The sequence below is a fragment of the Dehalobacter sp. TBBPA1 genome (genome assembly GCF_040931655.1).
GTDB lineage: Bacteria > Bacillota > Desulfitobacteriia > Desulfitobacteriales > Syntrophobotulaceae > Dehalobacter > Dehalobacter restrictus.
On the sequence record NZ_CP162385.1, the window covers coordinates 1,566,136 to 1,587,455 of the forward strand.

Genomic DNA, 21,320 nt, shown 5'->3' on the forward strand with positions numbered 1-21,320 from the left:
CATAGGATCTTAAACCGGAGGAATATGCATGAAATCGTTGGTTCTGGCTGAAAAGCCGAGTGTGGCCCGGGAAATTGCCCGGGTTCTTAAATGCAATATCAAAAACAAGGGTTTTATCGAAGGGCCACAATACGTCGTTACTTGGGCTTTGGGACACCTGGTCACGTTAGCTGAACCGGAGGATTATGACCAGAAATATAAAGAATGGCGAATGGAAGATCTGCCAATGCTTCCGGAACAGTTAAAGCTCAAGGTGATCCGTCAGACTTCCCAGCAATATCAGACGGTAAGCAAACTGATGAAACGAAACGATATCAACGAACTAATTATAGCCACCGATGCCGGACGAGAGGGCGAACTGGTCGCGCGCTGGATTATGAGACTGAGCAACTGGAAGAAACCTTTCAAACGTCTCTGGATTTCTTCCCAGACCGATGCCGCCATCCTGGAAGGCTTCGCGAGATTAAAGCCCGGACCCGAATATAATGATCTTTACGATGCCGCTGTTTGCAGAGCCGAAGCGGATTGGCTGATCGGCCTGAATGTGACCAGGGCTTTAACCTGTAAGTATAATGCCCAGCTGAATTCAGGAAGAGTGCAGACCCCAACACTTGCCATGATCGTTCAGCGGGAGGATGAGATCAGAAAGTTTGTTCCGGTTGATTACTGGACAATCCGAGCGGACTTCGGCGACTTTTTTGCTGACTGGCGTGGCAAAGACGGCAGCCGGATTTATGATTACCGGCAGGTTGAAGCCCTGCTGGGCAAGCTGGAAAAGCAATCTGCAAGAATTATGCAGGTCAAGCGTGAGAGTAAAAGCGAACCAGCCCCACTGGCTTATGACCTTACTGAACTGCAGCGTGATGCGAATCGCAAACTAAGCTTTTCCGCCCAGAAAACTTCCAGTACGCTGCAAAATTTATACGAACGGCATAAACTGGTTACCTACCCGCGTACAGATTCGCGCTATCTCTCCGCCGATATTGTACCGACTCTGCCGTCCAGGCTCAAGGGGCTGGCCGCAGGGCCTTATGCCGAAACAGCCAAAAAGCTGTTGGCACAGCCTTACAAGGCGACGAAACGACTGGTAGACGACAGTAAAGTAACGGATCATCATGCGATTATTCCGACTGAGCAGCCTTTGAAGCTCGGGGATCTGACCCATGATGAAAAATCTTTGTATGACCTGATCGTACGGCGTTTTCTGGCCGTCCTCTCTCCGCCGTACCGCTTTGACCAACTGACGGTTATTGCCGGTATTAATGGCGAAATGTTTTATGCAACGGGAAAAGTGATGAAAGACCAGGGCTGGCGCTCTATCACTTCCCATCAGACGGAATCAGAAGAAAGCAGGGAGGATGCTTTGCCTGAACAAACGCTCGGGAAACTGGAGCAGAGCGAGGAACGGATGCTAAAAAGCCTGAAGCCCCAAAAAGGGAAGACGAAACCACCGGCACGCTATACGGAAGCCACCCTACTCACGGCAATGGAAAATCCGGGGAAATTCATTGAAGATGAGGAGCTCCGGGAAACGATGAAAGGGAGCGGTCTCGGTACTCCGGCTACAAGAGCGGAAATTATTGAAAAACTGCTGCATACCAGTTATATTGAACGCAGCGGGAAAGAATTGGTGCCTACATCCAAAGGCCGTCAGCTGATCAGCCTTGTGGCTCCTGAGCTTCGGAGTCCTGAGCTGACTGCCCAGTGGGAACAAGCTTTAACAGACATTGCTAAAGGGAATGGAAGCAAGACCGAATTCATTAAAGGGATCAGGACTAAAGCCAGTGAACTGGTTCACAGTGTCGCCTCGGACAGCGCCACATACCATGCTGACAATATGACGAAAACCAGGTGTCCGGTCTGCAAAAAATACATGCTGCTGGTCAACGGTAAACGCGGCAAAATGCTGGTTTGTCAGGACCGGGCCTGCGGCCACCGTCAGTCGGAAAAAGAACGGGATACCGGCTTTACCAGTTCCAAGAGAGCAAGCCAGGTTAACCAAAAACTGATTGCCCAATACAGTGACCAGCAAAATATTGGCAGTAATCTTGGCGATTTGCTTAAAGAGGCTCTGAATAAACAGAAAAAAGATTAATAAATAAAAAGGAAAGAATAGGAGAATGCATATGGAAAATGATAAAAAGATTGCCGTGCTAATTGACGCAGACAATGTTTCAGAAAAATATATCAAATACATCTTCGATGAAATTGCGAATCATGGCACCCCAACCTATAAACGGATCTACGGAGACTGGACAAAGCCGAACCTCGCATCCTGGAAAACAGTGCTTCTAAACTATTCGATCACACCGATACAGCAATACAGCTACACAACAGGAAAGAATGCTACCGACGCTGCCTTGATCATTGATGCGATGGACATTTTATATTCCAAAAGCGTTGATGGCTTTTGCATCGTTTCCAGCGACAGTGATTTTACCAAACTAGCCTCCAGACTCAGGGAAGCCGGCATGTATGTAATGGGGATGGGCGAGAAGAAAACGCCGCAGCCGTTTATCGCTGCCTGTGAAAAGTTCAAATACCTTGAGGTTCTAGGTGTCATTCCGGCAAGTCCCTATGAGACAAACGAACAGGTTAAAATGCGGGTGCAGGGGACACCTCAGGAAGGAATGGCCAGCATTGATGAACTTATTGAAGCAATCAAAATTATCGTCACTGAAAGTTCCGATGAAGATGGCTGGGCATTTTTAGGCGAAGTCGGCATCAAGCTGAATAAGCGCTATCCTGATTTTGATACCAGAAACTACGGCCACGTTAAGCTGACACCGTTGATTGCTTCCTTAAAACAATTTGAGATTCAATCCCGCAGAACCAGCAATCCCAACATCAGCCATAAATATATCCGTAACAAAGCTGAGGCTGAAACAGGCAATAAAAAAACACGAACGCCCGAAGCAATCGTGTCTCCTGAAGACTATCGCGTTAAACCGAATGTCCGCTCCCGCATGAAGTCCATCAAACGTTAACTTGAATATTTTTTCTCCCGATACATGCGTAGATCAGCTGTTTTCAAAAGTTCGTCAGGGGTCATTCCATCCTCCGGACATATACTAATCCCAAACGACATTCCAACCCTGCAAATCTTATTGTTTATCATGATGGGTTTTACAAGTTTTTCCTGCATTCTCTGCATAATTCCGTCAAGCTCTGTCTTATCCTGCAATCTGGAAAACAATAGAACAAATTCGTCGCCGCCCAGACGCGCTATCACATCCTGCCGTCTGACCACCCCGGCCAGGAGCGACGAAACCTTCATTAGCATTTGGTCACCGATGTCGTGGCCAAAGGTATCATTAATGACCTTAAACCCATCTAAATCGATAAATACCAACGCAAATTGCTGATCATGCTTATGGTATTTCTCAATGGCCTTCTCCAATTTATTGTAGAACATCCTGCGGTTCGGAAGATTGGTCAGTTTATCGTAATTGGCCATCTTTTCCAGTTCTTTGGACATAGCTTTGTATCCTGTAATATCATGAAGATTGCCAACAACGCCGACAATTCCGTCAAGCTCGGTTTCGGCCACAGAGAATGATGCTATAATGCTGATAACTTTACCCGTCGAATCAACCATATCAAACTCAATATTGCGCAAAAACTTGTTTTTGAACAAAAAATCTGTTCTTTGCAGGTTATACTTTTGGGCTTTAAAAAAATCTGAGAATCTCCGACCGAGCATTTCACTAGCATCATATTTCAGCAGGTCAAATGTAGCCTGGTTGCATTTACGGATAATTCCTTTATTATCAAGCAGAACGATCGGATCCATCACTGTTTCCAAAATAATGTCTGGAGTCACCGCTATATTCACATCCATCAGTTTATACCTTCTGATCATAAAGATGCCGCCAAATCCCCAGAAGATCGAGAAAAAATGAAATAAAGGCGGAATAAACGGAGTGATCAAAGGGAGGATAAAATCAGTGCCGATCCCGATCAGCATCATGACGCCCGCCAGAATCGAAATACTTTTGGCTTGTTTAATGAACCTCGGTCTTTGACTGTTTTTGCCCCATCTTAAGGTGAAAAAAAGTGCAACTCCGATGTAAACGACAAGCATAAGCCAATACAGCCAGAACCAGACTGAGCCCGTATTGAGTTCATACGTCCAGCCCAGGCCACTTGTACTCTGAACAAAGACTTTCGCCACCAGCGATTCATTTGTCAACAGTGTTTTTAACAGTAAAATTGTCGGCAGGCCATACAAGGGGATATACCAGTGGATACCATGAATATTTTTTGTTTTTTCCGATAGAACCAGGAAAAAGTGAGTAGCCAGCGGACAGAACATAACCCAACCAATAGCCGCGATCCGATGCCAGAATAAAGCACTCTCGGGACTTGGGGCTAGATAAAGGAATGAATAAATGAACGACCAGTATGCAAAACAGAAATTCAGAGAGGCTGACAATCTGTTTAAGGTTTCCTTATGATTCAATTTTAAAATGTAGAGACCAAATAAGACAAAAGTATACGCGACAATCATTGATATATAAGACATGGCCATCATAAATCTCACCTGCGCTCTCACCTGGATGTAACGATTCGACTATTTTCAGGATATTTCAACATTATACTGCTGTCAAGTAGATTTTAATTTTCCTGAATATATTAAAAAACACGATTGTCTGAATGCAATCGTGTTTTTTCAATAATCATGTTTTCTTAGACCAAGTTTCTTATTCTGCAACAGGGTACTTACGAAGAAGGAAGATCTCGACGCGCCTGTTTTCTGCCCGGCCTTCCTCAATCGTATTATCGGAAATAGGGGAGTACTGCCCGTAACCCTGGACTGAAAATCTTTCAGGATTCATTTCACCCTGATCAACCAGGAAATTCATGACGTTGATCGCGCGAATCGCGCTTAATTCCCAGTTGGAACGAAACTTCTCAGTATGGATGGGCCGGTCGTCCGTGTGCCCTACGACTTTTATATCATTGTCCATATCATTTAACATTTTCCCGATCTGCAGAAGGAGAGGGGAGAACGCATCAAGGATTTCCGCGTCACCCGACGCAAACAGCATCACATCTTGAATAACGATCTGCAAACCTTCCTTATCCAGATTTACTTTGACGTTATTATAATAACCGCTTTCATAGATTTCCTTTTCGAGCTGTTTCTTTATATCCGCCATCTTATCCTGTTCAAGAGCAGAAGCAGAATCATTCTCAGAACTGGATGGTTCAAGTTCTACCACTTGGTCGCTTTCCTTTTCTAAAAAGCTGGCCCCGCCTGCGAAGATTTCTTTGAAAGACTCGCTCAACTGCTGCAGTTTTACTTTATCAACTTGACTAATGGCAAACATAACGATAAAAAGCGCAAGCAGAAGCGTCAGCAGGTCGGAATAAGGCAGCAGCCAGGATTCATCAACATGTTCTTCATGGTGTTGCTTTTTCTTGGACATCCTTATTCACCGCTGCCTTGTTTATTTTTTTCTTTTTCCTCTAGGATTTTTCTTTCTTTCGGATCGAGCATGCCAGTCAATCTTACTTTAATACTGCTGGGGTTCTCTCCGGCCTGAAGGGCCAGAACTCCTTCAACGATAATGCGCATATTCTTAGTTTCGGCAGCTGATTTTCTTTTTAAGCGGGAAGCGATCGGGTGACAGACAACATAGCCGAGAAAAATACCAAACAATGTCGCAACGAATGCGGCGGCGATCATATGACCAAGTTTTTCCGTATCATTTAAATTGCCGAGCGCTCCGATTAGTCCTACGACTGCGCCTAATACTCCCAACGTCGGAGCATAGCTGCCTGCCGCGGAAAATATCGAGGCATTGGCACGGTGACGATCCTCCATATTATCAATTTCCATTTCCATGATCTCTTGAATATAGTCATGCTCCAATCCGTCAACTACCAGGCTTAGCCCTTTTTGCAAATAACGGTCTTCAATTTCCATAATCGTCTGTTCGAGGGACAATAAACCGTCTTTACGGGCTGTCATCGCCATATCGGTGATAAGTTCAATCAACGACACCGCATCATACGGTTGTTTTTCTCGAAAAAGGGCACCTAATACTTTTGGAATGTTCAAGAATTCTTTTTTTGGAAATGAGTTCATCACGGCTGCAGTTGTCCCGATCAGAATAATAATGGCCGCAGCTGGATTCAATAGCACAGCTACATTGGCTCCTTTGACAATCATGCCTACGACTACGGCAAGAGCACCTACAACGATTCCAATAATTAAAAAAATGTCCATTCTTACACCCTTTATCAAATTTTTATCTACAAATAATCTGCGAAGGATAAAAATATTGTAACATTATGCGGATTCTTTAACCAGATAATTAATTAAAATTTTTAATAAACCCGTCATCAGATCACCACGACAAAATGCGTCTAATTAAAAAATATCCTTAAAAATATGATAGCAAAACTATTTTTCTATTAAAAACAATATATTATGGAGAGAATATATATAAGAATATATGAACGGTGTATGAAGAAATTTATTGTATTTCGCGAAAGGGGATTGAGGTATCCAGGAAATAAATATATGGGAAGGTGTGGGCATCATGTTTATGAGAAGAGGTTTTATTCGTAGTTTATCCGTTATCATCCCTCTCGTTATCCTTGTATCCGTTTGTGCTCATTCCGTTCAACAAGCAGAAGGTAAGTCTGCTGCTGTTCAGGAGATTCCCGCGGGTCAGGGCATCCTGCCGGAAGACCCGCAGGGCGCGATCCGGAATCTTTGTGAGGAAAACAATTTATCGTATGCGTTGGTTTTAGCAGTTTATCAGGCAGAAGGAATTGATAATATCCCAATTGACACCACCGCAAAGTCAGATATTGAAAAATTGGCATACTACAGGAATTACTGGGCTGCTCGGGGCTATGCCGATGAGTTTGTCTTTGATCTGATGCTGATGTCTAATCACTACGGCCTTGAAGGCTGTCAAAAGCAGATGGAGGGCGGCGGCTCAGCTGATCCAGATAGTTTTGTCCAGCGTGTCGCAGATTTCAAATATAATCTTGAGCAAAACCAAGGTGTAAATAATAAATAGCATATATCGAAGATTAACGCCGAGTAAAAAATACGAGGCGTTTTTTATATGCTGCCATCTCATATAGGACTATTATGCAATTTCAATAAACAATTTAGCAGGAAATCCCAAAGATACATAGAATTATATTATGTTTATATGGATATATTTTCTACATTATCCATAGGAAGGTAATTGATCTTATCATTTTCCAAAACACGGACTGGAGGATGGGTGAACAATTGTTCAATTTCGAGGGTGTTGCACATCATTTGACAAATCGTATGGTAAAAGGTGAAGAAATGGACGCTGTCCATAAAGCGAAAATAGAATATGGTTTAGCCTTGCTTCTTGGGGTAATAATCGAATTAATTCTAACCGTAGGGGTATCTGCAATATTCGGTACTATTGTGTATACGCTCGTGATAATGTTTTCCGCTTTGGCTTTACGGGTATTTACCGGCGGTTCTCATTGTTCCAGCTACCGGCGCTGTCTGGTTTTTTCCATGGCTTTCTTTACCGGGTTGTCATTGGCTGCCAGATGGATCGCATCTCAAATTAACGTATATCCATTGATCGAAGTGATCCTTATCCCTGCAAACATCGGAATTTTTTTTCAGGCGTTTATGCAGACAGCTATCGGCAAGAATTTTGTATTAGCAAGTGACAAGCTGATGCAAAAGATTGGGATCTAATTAAACTATCAAGAGTTTCCGTTATCGATGATTATGCAAAAAAGACATGCACGGATTATTTCGCACATGTCTTTTTCATCTTTCTTTGCAGATTTTAGAAGTCTCCAGTGGTAACTGCAGCTTGTTCAAATGTGGCCATTTCATCAGCGATTTTAAGGGCTGCCTCGACCATCGGGAACATCAGAGCAGCACCTGTGCCTTCTCCAAGTCTCATATGGAAGTCAAGTCTGGGTTTGAGCCCAAGCTGATGAAGAGCTAGATGCTGTCCAAGCTCTTCTGAACTATGAGAAGCAATCATATAGGAAGTGGACAGGGGTGCCAGTTTTGCTGCAGTGATTGCTGCAGCAGATGAAATGATACCGTCGAGAATAATTGGTACATGCTGATAGGAAGCTTCGAGGATTGCTCCAACGAGCGCAGCAATTTCGAGTCCGCCGATTTTAGCCAGGGTGTCAATTGGCGCGGCAGGGTCACAGTGATTAATTTCGATTGCGCATTTAATCACGTTTTGCTTATTAATCAGGGCATCGTCTTTTAAGCCAGTTCCGCGGCCGGTAACATCCTCAACAGAGTGACCGGTAAACACAGAGATCAAGGCAGCGCTCGGCGTTGTATTGCCAATACCGACTTCACCTGTTGCTAACAGATTAACACCAGAGTCAATCGCATTGGCCGCAATTCTTGCACCTGTCAGTATTGCAAGCATGGCCTCTTGACGGGTCATTGCCGGTCCTTTCGCCATATTGTCTGTTCCGTTTTTAACCCGGTAGGCCATAAGCTCAGGAGCGTCCAATGGGGTGGCAATGCCGATGTCCGTACTGATAACATCTGCTCCGGCATTCCGGGCGAGGACATTAATGCCTGCACCGCCATTCAGGTAACTATAGAACATTTGTTTCGTGATTTCCTGAGGTGCAGCACTGACGCCTTCGACGACAACACCATGATCTCCGGCCATAAGAAGGACTGCTTTTTTATTGATTTTTGGATGCGTGGTGCCAAATATGCCTGCGAGCTGTTGTGCAATATCCTCTAAGACACCTAAGCTTCCGAGGGGCTTAATTTTCGCATCTACACGGCTTTGCATGCCTGCCAAGGCTTCCTGATCGAGCGCTTTGATTCCGCCCATCAGCTCTTGCAAGGCAATTTCAAGTTCCTGCTCAGTCGCATTTTTTAAATTTTCCAAACCATGAAATTTTGTAAGACTGCTCATTTAAAAACCTCCAATAAAATATTTAAAAATAAATAAAACCCCACCACAAATTTTCTTGTGGTCGGGATTTTGCCGTCATCACCGCCGCTTTCCATTACCCAGGAAAGACTTTTACCTCTTAGGCAGGCCTCCTGACTCAGACTCAAACGTCCTGAACGCACCTTCCCAGCATACGCCAGTGGATCAGCGGGGACTCGTCTATACAGTGGTGGGTCCGTATCGGATTATTACCGATTTTCCTATTCTCCCTTAGTGGGGCACCTAAGATTGTATACATATATTTAACTTCTATTAAGATAACGAAAATCATCAATAAAGTCAAGTCTAATTAATTCAAAATCACTCACTCAATTTGGCAATTGCTGTTAATTAATGGTTGTTTTTAATGATATATGGTATAATACGATTTGCTAAATCATCCAAACAGATATGGGAGAAGAAATGTTTAAATATGACTTAACACCAAAAGTTTGCCGCATCTGTGACATGATTGTCGGTGGCCAAGCTGGAGATAATCCGCCTCTGCTTGTATCCTCAATGTTTCATAATGGAGACCGTATTCTGGAAAGCCGCCGTGACAGGAAATTTGACCGTGAAAAAGCCCGTTCATACATTCTCAGGCAGGAAGAGCTGTCCGATCAGACAGGGATACCTGCCATAGTAGCTTTGACAGCGGTTTCCGTCGATGAAATGAAGGAATATATTGATTTTTACCTTACAATCAGCAACCGCCCCTTTGCTATAGACATTTGGGGAGAAAAAGCGCGTCTTGCCGCGGCAGAATATGCTGCCAGTCTGGGTATTCAGGACAAAATTCTATATAACAGCATTACACCCTGGGACAAGGATATGATCGGCCAGGCCGCAGCATTGAAAGAATTAGGAATCAAACACGTGATCCTGCAGGTCTTCGATGAAACGAACCAGACTGCTTCCGGCAGGGTACAAGCATGCCGTGAGATGCTGAAAGCCATTGGAGCAAAAGATTTTGCTTCGGTCTTGATCGATACGACCGTAATGAATCTTCCGTCCATTTCTTTTTCAGCCCTGGCAGGCAAACAAATCAAAGCGGAAACCGGTTGGCCGGTTGGATCAGCTCCTGCCAATGGGACGTATATGTGGAAAGAAAGCCGGGAGATGTGGGGTGGGGAAGGCTTTTTCGCCATGAATGCTGCAGTGCATGCAGTCTCGGCCGTCCTGTGGAGCGATTTCTTATTTTATGGTCCGATCAAAGCGGCTCCAAGCGTACTGCCTGCTGTAGCAGCAGCTTCGATGATCGTTTCAACTTTGGCTTATGACGAAAGCCAGGAGCTGCCGGCTAATCCTACTCATCCGTTGAATAAATATTTTTGTGATTTTACACGGAAACTGGCAGAATTTGATAAAACGAAATAAAAAACAATTGTCGTAATTTTGTAAGTTATAGGACAAACAGCTCCTTTCTGAAGTGGATCCTGGACGAAGGATACTGCCTGGAAGGAGCTGTTTATATATTTGTATATTTAGAAATTACTTTTTCTATTTCACAAGGAGTTATTTTTGATTATATCTTACCATATATTGGTACTAATGCTGTATCCGGATAAAAGTGAGGGCAATAATTTGATTGCAAAATGCGGAATCTTAATAGGGATAGCTTGTGGTACTATTTTAGGAACCATTTTAGGAGCAGTGATCATAACATTCTTCGGCACATTTGAAACGTTTTTGTCTAAAACACTTTATCAGCTAAAACGGCTAAATGCCAGACAAATATGGGGGATATTCATCGCACTAATCGCAGTATTCATTGGCTTTTATTTCTGTGAGGAGTTATTTCTAAGCAATCCTGTTGGGATAAATATAGATCATTTAGGTGTCTTTGCCCAAATTCTTCAAGCACCCGTATATCAAGGGATAAGAATCGTCTTATATATTTTATTATGGTTATTAATGATTAAGCTGCCGTTTATAAGTTTTAAAACGATTGGCATTAAAACACCTTACGGAGAGCTTAGCGTGGAGGCTATATTGTCTGAGTCTGCCATTATTAAAAATGCCATGCTGAATGAAGTCAGTGTTGCCTTGATGGGGATATTAAGAATCTTAAATAACGCATCCATAATGGAAATGATTGAAGATATTAAAAACATGGGGAAGGAAATTAATGATCCATATTTTATTAAAAGTATAACAAAGGTAATCAATATCCAATTTAAACTATATACTATTAGAAAGACACATTGCGATTATCTGATTGTACCTGAACAGATTGCTTCATATAAAAAGGTACCAATTGTGAATAGAGCCACAATAAAGGAGTTGGCTCAGGAGTCGATTATTAATAAGGACTTTAGGATCAGCGACGATGCATCAATCATGGCTGTTCCCTTATTCTTTAGAAGTGAGGTATGCGCCATTATCTACGTTCAAAGCAAAAAGTATCTGTTTCAGCAAGTCGATGCGATGATCATCGATAGTATCTGGAACAACATCTGTCATAACAACGAAGCCTATGAGGAATTGGTAATTAATCGGGAACGAGATCTTTAAGAGGGGGAGGGAATTGATGAATATGCGAAAATCTTATAAGGTAAAGGAAATTATTGAAACAGCTGAAAAAGAAGACTACGGGTTCCTCAAGATTCTGCCTCAATTGCGTGAAAATAAGGTAACCGTGAAGCCGAATCTACAGCTAAAAAAACAGTTAAAAGAAGAATTCAAGCAAATTCTAGGTTTATAATTAAACTAATATGCTCTTTTTACGCCTGTTAATTCAGCAGAGAACGTATCAAGTGCCACTAAGTCGCTAGGGCTTAGCTCTTTGACTGAAGCTTTCCCCAAGCCACGAATGGCTTGTTCCATTTCGACTGTCATAGAGCGTAAGACATTGGATACTCTTTCAGCGCTTAAGTTTATGTTCAGTTTTTTGTTATATTTTGATGCATAGCTAACAAGGACTGTAGGAGGTTCCCAGGGGATTACTTTTTTATGCTGCTTGTTGGCTAAGGCATATAAGGGGACGGTGCCCAGATAAATAGCATCGGCACCAAGCGCAAGTGCTTTTAAACAGCTTCCGGGATTAAAATAACCGCCAGAGACAATCAGACTTATCTGCTCTCGAACTCCGCGGTTTTGTAAGTAACGGACCGCGCGAACTAACGCATGGAGACTGGGAATTCCAAAGTCATCCTGCATCGTGGGGTTGGAAACAAGAGATCCGCCTTGCGTTCCGTCGACGGCAATGACATCAAACCCTGCATCTACAGCTAAACCTAAATCTTCTTCAATTTTATCTGTGGCCATCAATTTCAGAGCAATAGGTATTCCATTCGCTTTATTACGCAGGTTATTGACCAGTATGGGCCAATCTGCGGCACTTTGTACACCGGGAGGAGCAGGTAGACCCGATATCCCTTGATTGGGGGATAAGCCCATGAGTTTACGTGCTTTGCCTTTAATTTCATCCGGAGCTACATAGAAGACGCCCTTCTGCCCTCCTTGTGAAATATGTACTTCCAGCATGTCCGCAGAGGCAATCTCTTGATCCGTGCGTAATCCCCATGGCCAATTGGCAATTTGCAGAATATATTTATTCGCTTCGTCGCGTTCTTCTTTCAGATAGGGGCCTTCACCGGAGTTTGTAGCTGTCCCTGCTAGTTTTGCTCCTCTGGCTAAAGCTATTTTTGCTGGTTCACTTAGAGCGATTCCATAAGCCATTCCAGAAATAAGAAGAGGTATATTGACCGTAAGAGGCTTGGCTGCCTTAGGGCCCAGTGTCACTTTCATGTCAACTGCGGTATCGCCTGATTTAGAGAGCATCGTCATTTGAGGTGGAACAAACATAAGGTTATCGAACCCGTCAAACCTTTTTGAACTGCCAATTGGCCTGTTAATCGTTGTCCCTTGTGTTGCCCTTAAGTTGTTTTCAACAATGTTTTGAACACCGGCCCGATGAATGGCAGTCCATAGCTCCATAACGTTTTTACCGTATTCATCTGTTGTTAAAATAGTAATTGCTTTTGCTACATTTTTTTGAATTAACTTACGCGTTAGTGGTCCGATAGTTAATAAAGCTAGCGGTAAAGATGCCAGCATTATTTTTCGATTTCTTGCGCGGCGGATTTTTAGGGACTTTTGTTCTTTGTGATGTCCTATGGCGTAACCAGCTGTTAAAATAGCTGCAATAGAGCCGAGAGCCTTAAAAGAAAAACTGAAATCTCGCGAATCTTTATTCATGTAATATCACCTCACGTGTAATGCTTAATTCGAAGAGTTCGAATACCTTTTTATTATTTTTAATGAACAGTATTATTCTTATCCTAAATTTTAAAAAGATACCTTTTATTATTTGTCACCTCTAGATATCCATAATATACCATAACCAAAGGCTGCTTTTATTTCTCTTTTGGTTTCGGTAAGAAATAGATAAATAACATAACATAATAATACCCGTGTCCATGCTAGAATGGTTGATTGATGCAAGCTCGGCTGTTATAGTAAAGAAAACATTTTTATGTTATAATGAGTTTAGATTAATAAAGCAAAACTAAGAGGTTCGATTCCGAACCCTTTTTCTTTTCCCTTATTCAAGAACTTGGATTTTGGACAAAATAACATTAACTTTTTTGTGGAAGTGAAAAAAATGAGACATCAAAAATTAAGACGCAGTAATGCTCAAGGTTATCTTAAAGGTCATCAGGATGCTGAATTTCAACGATGTGAATTCTGTAATGTGCCGATATTCCGTAACGCTTGCAGTGATGAAAGAAGTATTAGTGCTTTTCAAGGTAAAGGAAAAATACTGTGTAACAAATGTGCTGCCATAATTGGAAATATGCCTGAAGAACAAGCACTTCAGGCTTTGAATAACGCATCTGAGACCTACCCCAAAGTACCATAACCGAAAAATAGCACCGAATAAAAACAAACGGTGCTATTATAAAGATATATTTTTAAGAAAGAGTTACATTTGTTGCCTGGAGCCCGCGTTGTCCTTTTTCTACATCAAATTGTACTTTTTGACCTTCATTGAGTGATTTATATCCTTGGGATTTAATAGATGAAAAATGAACAAACACATCCTGTCCGCCATCTCCTTCGATAAATCCAAATCCCTTTTCAGAGTTGAACCACTTAACAGTCCCAAACATGGAACACACCTCCAAATTGTTTTTGTTTCATTATTATTATGTTGATCATTGTAGTAAGTTATTCTAGGGATAATTAAGACATTTAAAAAAATATAGAAAGGCAGACTCTAAATGAGAAATTTAAGAATGACAATCGCCTATGATGGGACCAAATATAAAGGTTGGCAAAAACAAAAAGATACCGATCTGACCATTCAAGGTAAAATTGAAACTGTCTTAGCAAAAATGGCAGAGGAGAAGATTCAGGTTATCGGTTGTGGAAGGACAGATGCCGGGGTACACGCCGAAAATTACATTGCTAATTTCCATACAACATCTACCTTCAAGACCAAGAAGATCTTAGCCTATTTGTATGAATTTTTACCGGAAGATATTGTTGTAAAATCAATGGAAGAAGTATCTGAAAGATTTCATGCCAGATATAACGTCAAAGCAAAAACGTATGTTTATACCATCAATAATAATAAATTCAGGGATGTATTTAACAGAAAATATACCTATCACTTAGCGGATAAGCTGGATCTGGAACAAATGAGGACTGCTGCAGAACTGCTCATTGGAACGCATGATTTTCAGAGCTTTACAAATGAGCGCAGTGCTAAATCCACTGTTAAAACAATCAATTCTATTTTGATTAACGAAAATAAAGGCCTTATTAAAATTGAATTTAACGGCAATAGCTTTCTATGGAATATGCTAAGAATTATCGTTGGAACGCTGCTCGAAGTAGGAAAAGGCACGTTGCAGCCGAACGATGTCAAAAAAATCTTACAGGAAAAGAAACGTTGGGAAGCAGGGCCCTTGGCACAAGCCAAAGGTTTATGCTTAGTCGATGTACAGTACTAACCATTATTATAGCAAAGAGAATAAAATTCAAGATTTACAAATATAACTGAGGAAACAAATATAAACCGAGTAAGCAAAAGGCAAGAATCAACTGTATGGTTCTTGCTTTTTTTATTTGCCTACAGATGGCCTTATACCTCACTGCCATAGATGGTAAGGAGCGGCGATTATGTAATCATAATGAATTAATTGAATTGAACTTTTTCGTTCATACTAAGCGAATGAACAAAAAATATTTAAATATTTGAATACTTCTAAATAAATGGAGGCACTTGCTAAACGGGAGGCACCTAAAATGAAAACAAAAAGAAAATCAAAAATCCGCAAATGGATGATTTATAGCTTGATCACCCTTGTCGTTATTAGTGTTGCGTCGGCTTACCTCTTACGACCAAAACCTTTTTCCTATGATAGTGTAACTGCCCAAAAGGGGGATATCACGACCAATTATACATTTTCCGGAAATATTGAAACCCAAAACCGTCAAACCGTCATGTCAGAAAAAATCATGCAGGTTTCAAAGCTTAATTTTCAAGAAGGGGATACGGTTAAAAAAGGAGATATCTTACTTAAAACAACAACCGGTGAGGCGATAAAAGCCAAAATTAATGGTGAAATAACAAACCTGACCGTGGAAGAGGGGTCCCAGCTCATGGCCGGTACAATGCTCATGGACATCGTTGATTATGACAACCTTCAGATTAGTATCAAAGTCGATGAATATGATCTCCCTGCCATAAAGACAGGCAACGAAGCAAATATTGAAATTGCCGCTATTCAAAAAAAACTGAAGGGTACAATCTGCAGTATTTCCAGAGAAGGTACGGTTGCAGGTGGTGTGACCTACTTTACGGCGGCTGTTGACATTAATAAAGATCCAAGTCTACGCATCGGCATGACGGCAGAAGTAACCATCCAAAATCAAAAAGCAGTCGGAGTGGTTACCCTGCCCATGTCAGCGATCCAGTTTGACGCTAACAACACGCCCTTCGTATTCAAAGAAGGGGAACGCAATACCGTCGTGCATACGGAGATTACTACCGGTGTTAATGACGGCCAAACCGTAGAAATCAAAAAAGGGGTAGCCGTAGGAGAAACCATCTATTATCCCAAAACAACGACAGCAAATAATTTGACCTTTGGCGGCAGAATGCAAGGAGGCCAGATCAATGACGGAAATCCTTAAGATGCAAGATGTTTGTAAAAGCTACTTCATGGGAGAAGAAGAACTTCAAGTTTTGCATCATGTCAATCTTACTGTCCGTTCAGGCGAATCCTTATCCATTCTTGGTCCCTCCGGTTCAGGAAAAACTACGCTGATGAATATCATCGGCTGTTTGGATGTCCCGTCAACCGGCAAATATTTTCTATCCGGCAACGATATCGACGATTTGAATGAGGTTGAATTGGCCAGAGTACGGAACAAAGAGATTGGCTTCGTTTTTCAAAACTTTCAACTTTTGCCGCGCATGACTGCCCAGCAAAATGTCGAGCTTCCACTCATTTATAGCGGTCTATCTCCCTTGGAACGCCTAAAACGCTCCAAGGCCATTCTCACGCGTGTTGGACTTCAAGACAAGCTAGAAAGCCTCCCCAATCAACTTTCAGGCGGACAACAACAACGGGTGGCCATCGCCCGGGCGATCGTTACCGACCCGACTATTCTGCTTGCGGATGAACCAACCGGAGCCTTGGACCAAAAAACCGGCAATCAGGTCATGGATCTTTTCGAAAAATTAAATCATGAAGGCAGAACCATCATTATGATAACCCATGATCAAAATATTGCGCGTCACGCCAAACGCCTTGTTCATATTTTGGATGGAAACTTAACAGAGGGGGAGGGAGCTTGATATGCTGTGGGAAAGTATCAGGATGTCCTGGAAAAACATCGTCACCAATAAACTTCGCTCGTTCTTAACCATGCTGGGTATTATCATTGGTGTGGCCTCAATCATTGCGCTTATAACCATTGTTCAGGGTGCGACCAACAGCATCAGTCAACAAGTGACCTCCCTCGGCGCTAATAAAATTACGGTCAATGCAATGGGTACTCCGCTGAAACAAGGACTAAACGAGGAAGATATGAAAAACATTGCTCATCTTAAAAATATCAAAGGCGTATCACCGACTGTGTTAACCAAAACCAATATTGTTTACCAGGACCAAGTCAAAGAAGATATCAATGTTCAGGGAAAAAATGAGGTGTACTTTCAATCGAATAAAAGCCTGCTCCAATCAGGCAGAGCCATCAATATCCTGGATATTCGGAGTAAAAACCAGGTTGCCGTTATCGGGCAGGAACTTGTAACCACACTCTTTTATGGAGTCGACCCCCTTGAAAAAAACCTGATCATCAACGGAAAAACTTATCAGATCATTGGTACAATGGCTCCATCAAGCGGTTTTAGCGTCACCTCCACAAATGACACGATCGTAATCCCGTATACGACTGCACTTCGCAGTCTGGGTGTAAAAAATATCACTGCTCTTGATGTCTTTTTAGTGGATACAGGCTTAGCCGATGATACGGTATTGGACATTAAAGGGGTTTTAAACGCTGCTTTTAACTATAACGATCAGGCTTACTCTGTGTTTAACATGGGAGATATTATTGCTTCTTTTCAGTCTATGATGGGGATGATGTCACTGCTCTTAGGAGGAATTGCTGCTATTTCCCTGGTTGTAGGCGGGATTGGGATCATGAATATGATGCTGGTATCGATTACCGAGCGCACGACGGAAATCGGTTTGCGCAAAGCCCTGGGAGCCCCCCCCAACAGAATCCAGGTGCAATTTTTAATCGAATCGATCTTTCTCTCCATTTTTGGCGGGCTCATCGGCTTGATTTTGGGAAGTGTCATCGCCTATATTGCTTCCACCCTGATTGGTGTCGGTTACACCATGCAATTATCCACCGTTATCTTAGCGGTAGGGTTTTCAGCTGTCGTCGGAATTATCTTTGGCTATATGCCTGCGAGAAGAGCCAGTAAATTAAATCCGATTGACGCTCTGAGAAGTCTTTAGTTAAAGATTAGAGTCTCGCCAAACGCGCAAAGTCAGGCAGCGGAGACTTCCGCCCCCAGCTAATAAGGCCTCAGGATGGAAGGGAATCATTTCCACCCCTCTGCGGCTCAGCTCATTTTGGGTCCTAAGATTTAAGGCAATATCATAATGGATGAGAATATTGGCATCCACAGAAACAAAACTGCAGCCCCATAACTGCTGTTCCTGGTCGGAAATATCAATAAGTTCCATTTCCCGGCGAGCAAGATAATTCCGTATATTAATTTCCGTGCGCTGCTTTTCGGTAATCAGATATGTTTTCAAAAAAGCCGGCAAATAAGCTAAGGCCAGACTTTCACTGATTCTGCCAAAAATCATATCAGGGTGCATATACCGTCTTTCCTGGGGAATCTCCGCATAGATGATCTGCGAAAAAAGATGGAGTGCTTTATTGAAAAATTCTTCGAGTGTTTTTTGAGCATGCCGCTCGGTATCCGCTAAAAAAAGAATTTCAGGCGAAATTGCCAGACACCCTTCAAATTGATCCTCACCCTCAAAGGCATGAAAGATGGGAATGCCGAGATTCTCCAGAGCTTCTCCGACAACCTTTTCTTCTCCTGCGCGGCTGCCGGGGCACATCTTGGAGAGGATAGCTCCTTGACTTGTAATCAGGCAAGTATCGTTAAGATAGGGTAAATTCGGTAGAGAATCCATGAGCGTTCTATTCTTCTGTACATAATCCTGAAGGTTGAGTACCTCAATTCCTTGAGAGCGCAGAAGGTCAGCATACCGGTCATGTTCCAACTGATATTGAAAAATATCAGGGACAAAACTAAATAAGCATTCCTGATAATTTGCCGGATTGACTAAATTCAAAGACTGTTGGGGCTTATGAAGAATGACTTTACGTAAACGAGCTAATTTTTCCGTACCAAATACTTCAATATGTTTCAAACGGAATTCCCCCTAAAAAAGCAAAATTATCTGGATGTAGTATTCACAATAATAGGCATTTTAGAAGTATATTTTGAACAATAATAGACAAGCAGTGTTTTACATTATATGATAAAAAAGAAAAATAATTGTCGAAATAGAAAATAGGCCGATAAAGAAAGTGAGATAAACAGATGGCAGTACAGGTTCTAACTGACAGTACAAGCTATATAAGTAAGGAAATCAAAGAAGAACTAAATATTAGAATGGTATCTTTGAGCCTTTCATTTGGGAGTGACAGTATACGAGAAGTAGATATCGATAACGATCTGTTTTATAAAAAAATGGCTTCTTATGGAATTCCGACATCTTCACAGCCTTCTATTGGCGAGTTATATAATGAAATGCTTGCGGTAATCGAGAAGGGAGATAGCCTCTGCTGTATTTTCTTATCTTCAGAAATGAGCGGGACCTTTTCAACAGGGCAATTAGTGAAAGAGATGGTATCAGAGAAGCATAAAAATGCCAGGATAGAGATCATTGATTCTAGGTCAAATTCCATGCAGCTAGGGCTAGCGGTCATTATGGCTGCAAGAGAAGCAAAAGCAAATAAGACATTAGAGGAAGTTAAAGAAGCAGCGTTAGAAAATATTCAAAGAAGTAGGTTCTTATTTATTCCTGAAAATCTCAAATACCTAAAAAAAGGCGGCAGAATTGGCGGGGCCAGTGCTTTAATTGGTGACTTATTTGGGATTATTCCGATTCTGACTGTGGAAAACGGCATAACAACCGTTGTAACAAAAGTAAGAACAAAGAAAAAGGCAGTATTAGCGATGATTGATATCATGCTGGATAACATAAGCAAATATGGTTTAGGTGAGGTCATTATTCATCATATCAATTGTCTGGACGAAGCAAAGGAACTTGCACAAATGATTAAAGAAAAGTTGAAAGTTAACATAGATATCATAGCTATCGGACCAGTCATTGGCCTGCATGTTGGTCCAGGTACCATTGGCATTGTTTATTACACGCAAAAAGCATTAAGGTAATAAAAATAGCTAACTAAAGCCAAAAGATTCTTGAAAGAGCATTATTTACTCTTTTCATGTTTGCCATCATGTACACCAATTTTATTGCCGTTAATAATTCCCACATCTGCGTTATCTTTTGGTTTCATTTTTCTTAATTCAGCATTGCTTTTTTCTCTGTCTTTGATTCTATTTTTATTATTATCCATAATAATCCCTTCCTTTTACTGAATGAAACTAAGTCAATTTAATATTTGTATAAAAAAAGTGAATTATTCAAAGGAAAATAACAAGGAATTTGATGAAAAAAATCGAAAGTCTTATATCCCCTTACAGGTGATTCAGGAAGGGGACGTAGTAAAAATACAAATGCTCAAGAATGAAAATGGATAATATGTTATTATGCTGTTGATAGTTAGAGATTAGATATAGACCTGCTGTCTATTATGTGAAGTCAACTTTTATGATAATTAATTACACCTAAAGGAAGTATTCCCGAACTATATTTGGGAAAAAGTAATAAAAGTTTATTTGACTTGAAGCCGGTCGAATGAGTGGCATATTGACGAATTGTATCAAAAGATTGGTTATGACACAAAATGGACTCCACCAACTTGCGACGGTGGAAAAGATATTATCGTAACGATAAAACGGCCTGATGGGATGGAATATGTTTATATTGAATGTGAATTATACAAATGTGAGCTTTAAATACTGACGACACGACCGGTCGGGTCTAAAATAAGAATACCGCTAATTCTTATTAAAAGCTCAAACAATTTGTAAGGATCGATCAAAGAGTCTTGATAGGGCAGGGGCCTTATATTATTTTGTTTTGATAAGCCAGGGAAATATTAATAATTTCATTTTTATACAGATTTGAAAGTAAAAAGACATATCGAAATTTAGAAGTAATATTAAAATAACTTGTGAAATATATCACTTATTAAAAGAGGGGAAACTTAAATCAATGAGATTTCTTAATCAATTAGTAGATATTTTATCTAATTGACCTAATCCTATCGACTGGCGTGTTTAATCGAAAATCCCAGAACTGATTTTCCATTTATATCTATATAATTGAATAATTCTAAATATGGATTAAAATTACTTTATATTTAATCTAACGAAAATTATCAAACTATATCCTAAAGTTTAAGCTTTGCAATTAGACCAGAATCTGGTTACAAATCACAAAAGAACTAAAATTGCCTCGATATTGATTAACTCAATTAAGCGTACATATATTCCAAGGTACAAATACCTTACCCAATACATTTTAACGCCTTACAGGGCAAATCTGGGGCTGCTATTCAGAAGCATTTTTGGGCAAAAAAAAGAACAGCAATTATTCAGATAAAATATAGAAAAAAGACTGATAAAGTAAAACAGGCCAGGCAGACATAGCAGAAATAAATATGAAAAATACAAGGGCTATGAAAAAG

At 41.2% G+C, this 21,320-nt stretch carries 22 protein-coding genes and 1 riboswitch; of the genes, 14 read left to right on the forward strand and 8 right to left on the reverse strand.

The features are described from left to right. The first annotated feature begins 28 nt into the window (after positions 1-28). Both AB3489_RS07660 and AB3489_RS07665 read left to right on the forward strand, forming a co-directional pair. Entirely contained in the window at positions 29-2,095 is a 2,067-nt protein-coding gene (locus AB3489_RS07660; protein ID WP_368292397.1) for a DNA topoisomerase III, read from the forward strand. A 31-nt stretch (positions 2,096-2,126) separates the two neighbouring features. After that, positions 2,127-2,987, forward strand: coding sequence for an NYN domain-containing protein (locus AB3489_RS07665; protein WP_368292399.1), 861 nt, complete (start codon positions 2,127-2,129; stop codon positions 2,985-2,987). Here the strand turns inward: AB3489_RS07665 and AB3489_RS07670 are convergent. From AB3489_RS07670 to motA, 3 genes are all read right to left on the reverse strand, one after another. Beyond that, on the reverse strand, positions 2,984-4,534 hold the full coding sequence (locus AB3489_RS07670; RefSeq protein ID WP_368294607.1) for a diguanylate cyclase: 1,551 nt from the start codon (positions 4,532-4,534) through the stop codon (positions 2,984-2,986). The two genes, AB3489_RS07665 and AB3489_RS07670, sit on opposite strands and share 4 nt — an antisense overlap. A gap of 169 nt (positions 4,535-4,703) precedes the next feature. Then, entirely contained in the window at positions 4,704-5,432 is a 729-nt protein-coding gene (locus tag AB3489_RS07675; RefSeq protein ID WP_368292400.1) for a flagellar motor protein MotB, read from the reverse strand. A gap of 2 nt (positions 5,433-5,434) precedes the next feature. Then, positions 5,435-6,235 carry a flagellar motor stator protein MotA gene (gene motA, locus AB3489_RS07680; protein ID WP_025205682.1) on the reverse strand — a complete coding sequence of 267 codons (801 nt, stop codon included), beginning with the start codon at positions 6,233-6,235 and terminating at the stop codon, positions 5,435-5,437. A gap of 316 nt (positions 6,236-6,551) precedes the next feature. Between motA and AB3489_RS07685 the strand changes: the two genes are divergently transcribed. Together AB3489_RS07685 and AB3489_RS07690 are read left to right on the forward strand one after the other, a co-directional pair. After that, the gene (locus tag AB3489_RS07685; RefSeq protein ID WP_368292402.1) at positions 6,552-7,040 is read left to right on the forward strand and encodes a hypothetical protein; all 489 of its coding nucleotides are present in this window, start codon (positions 6,552-6,554) and stop codon (positions 7,038-7,040) included. A 221-nt stretch (positions 7,041-7,261) separates the two neighbouring features. Continuing rightward, entirely contained in the window at positions 7,262-7,714 is a 453-nt protein-coding gene (locus tag AB3489_RS07690) for an accessory gene regulator B family protein (RefSeq protein ID WP_368292404.1), read from the forward strand. A gap of 94 nt (positions 7,715-7,808) precedes the next feature. Here the strand turns inward: AB3489_RS07690 and cobT are convergent, their stop codons facing one another. Further along, positions 7,809-8,927: a nicotinate-nucleotide--dimethylbenzimidazole phosphoribosyltransferase gene (gene cobT, locus AB3489_RS07695; RefSeq protein ID WP_368292406.1), complete on the reverse strand. Its 1,119-nt coding sequence runs from the start codon at positions 8,925-8,927 to the stop codon at positions 7,809-7,811. A gap of 103 nt (positions 8,928-9,030) precedes the next feature. Then, a riboswitch (cobalamin riboswitch) is annotated at positions 9,031-9,207 on the reverse strand. Between the two features lie 161 nt (positions 9,208-9,368). Between cobT and AB3489_RS07700 the strand changes: the two genes are divergently transcribed. The 3 genes from AB3489_RS07700 to AB3489_RS07710 all read left to right on the forward strand — a co-directional run bounded on the left by AB3489_RS07700 (position 9,369) and on the right by AB3489_RS07710 (position 11,649). Further along, complete coding sequence (locus tag AB3489_RS07700; RefSeq protein WP_368292408.1) at positions 9,369-10,322, forward strand: tetrahydromethanopterin S-methyltransferase subunit H; 954 nt, start codon at positions 9,369-9,371, stop codon at positions 10,320-10,322. Positions 10,323-10,496: 174 nt separating this feature from the next. After that, positions 10,497-11,459, forward strand: a complete 963-nt coding sequence (locus AB3489_RS07705; protein WP_368292410.1) for a hypothetical protein — start codon at positions 10,497-10,499, stop codon at positions 11,457-11,459. Positions 11,460-11,475: 16 nt separating this feature from the next. Next, entirely contained in the window at positions 11,476-11,649 is a 174-nt protein-coding gene (locus AB3489_RS07710) for a hypothetical protein (protein WP_368292411.1), read from the forward strand. Positions 11,650-11,654: 5 nt separating this feature from the next. Here AB3489_RS07710 and AB3489_RS07715 read toward each other — a convergent pair whose 3' ends face one another. Then, the gene (locus tag AB3489_RS07715; RefSeq protein ID WP_368292412.1) at positions 11,655-13,145 is read right to left on the reverse strand and encodes an FMN-binding glutamate synthase family protein; all 1,491 of its coding nucleotides are present in this window, start codon (positions 13,143-13,145) and stop codon (positions 11,655-11,657) included. 358 nt (positions 13,146-13,503) lie between these two features. Between AB3489_RS07715 and AB3489_RS07720 the strand changes: the two genes are divergently transcribed. After that, the gene (locus tag AB3489_RS07720; RefSeq protein WP_368292414.1) at positions 13,504-13,809 is read left to right on the forward strand and encodes a hypothetical protein; all 306 of its coding nucleotides are present in this window, start codon (positions 13,504-13,506) and stop codon (positions 13,807-13,809) included. A gap of 52 nt (positions 13,810-13,861) precedes the next feature. Here the strand turns inward: AB3489_RS07720 and AB3489_RS07725 are convergent, their stop codons facing one another. After that, positions 13,862-14,059, reverse strand: a complete 198-nt coding sequence (locus AB3489_RS07725; protein ID WP_019225393.1) for a cold-shock protein — start codon at positions 14,057-14,059, stop codon at positions 13,862-13,864. Positions 14,060-14,170: 111 nt separating this feature from the next. Between AB3489_RS07725 and truA the strand changes: the two genes are divergently transcribed. The 4 genes from truA to AB3489_RS07745 all read left to right on the forward strand — a co-directional run bounded on the left by truA (position 14,171) and on the right by AB3489_RS07745 (position 17,932). Then, complete coding sequence (truA, locus tag AB3489_RS07730) at positions 14,171-14,905, forward strand: tRNA pseudouridine(38-40) synthase TruA (RefSeq protein ID WP_025205677.1); 735 nt, start codon at positions 14,171-14,173, stop codon at positions 14,903-14,905. A gap of 295 nt (positions 14,906-15,200) precedes the next feature. Then, complete coding sequence (locus tag AB3489_RS07735; protein WP_368292416.1) at positions 15,201-16,091, forward strand: efflux RND transporter periplasmic adaptor subunit; 891 nt, start codon at positions 15,201-15,203, stop codon at positions 16,089-16,091. Continuing rightward, complete coding sequence (locus AB3489_RS07740; protein ID WP_368292417.1) at positions 16,075-16,758, forward strand: ABC transporter ATP-binding protein; 684 nt, start codon at positions 16,075-16,077, stop codon at positions 16,756-16,758. The genes AB3489_RS07735 and AB3489_RS07740 overlap by 17 nt, the downstream gene beginning before the upstream one ends. Before the next feature lies 1 nt (position 16,759). Beyond that, the gene (locus AB3489_RS07745; RefSeq protein ID WP_368292419.1) at positions 16,760-17,932 is read left to right on the forward strand and encodes an ABC transporter permease; all 1,173 of its coding nucleotides are present in this window, start codon (positions 16,760-16,762) and stop codon (positions 17,930-17,932) included. On the opposite strand, the gene AB3489_RS07750 is transcribed toward AB3489_RS07745, so the two are convergent. Then, the gene (locus tag AB3489_RS07750) at positions 17,933-18,865 is read right to left on the reverse strand and encodes an arginine deiminase family protein (protein WP_368292421.1); all 933 of its coding nucleotides are present in this window, start codon (positions 18,863-18,865) and stop codon (positions 17,933-17,935) included. Between the two features lie 173 nt (positions 18,866-19,038). Here AB3489_RS07750 and AB3489_RS07755 point away from each other — a divergent pair, with 173 nt between their 5' ends. Next, complete coding sequence (locus AB3489_RS07755) at positions 19,039-19,896, forward strand: DegV family protein (protein WP_368292423.1); 858 nt, start codon at positions 19,039-19,041, stop codon at positions 19,894-19,896. 41 nt (positions 19,897-19,937) lie between these two features. Here AB3489_RS07755 and AB3489_RS07760 read toward each other — a convergent pair whose 3' ends face one another. After that, entirely contained in the window at positions 19,938-20,084 is a 147-nt protein-coding gene (locus AB3489_RS07760) for a hypothetical protein (RefSeq protein ID WP_167539426.1), read from the reverse strand. 361 nt (positions 20,085-20,445) lie between these two features. Here AB3489_RS07760 and AB3489_RS07765 point away from each other — a divergent pair, with 361 nt between their 5' ends. Continuing rightward, positions 20,446-20,586 (forward strand): restriction endonuclease, encoded by a 141-nt coding sequence (locus tag AB3489_RS07765; protein ID WP_368292425.1) that lies wholly within the window; start codon positions 20,446-20,448, stop codon positions 20,584-20,586. Positions 20,587-21,320 lie beyond the last annotated feature (734 nt).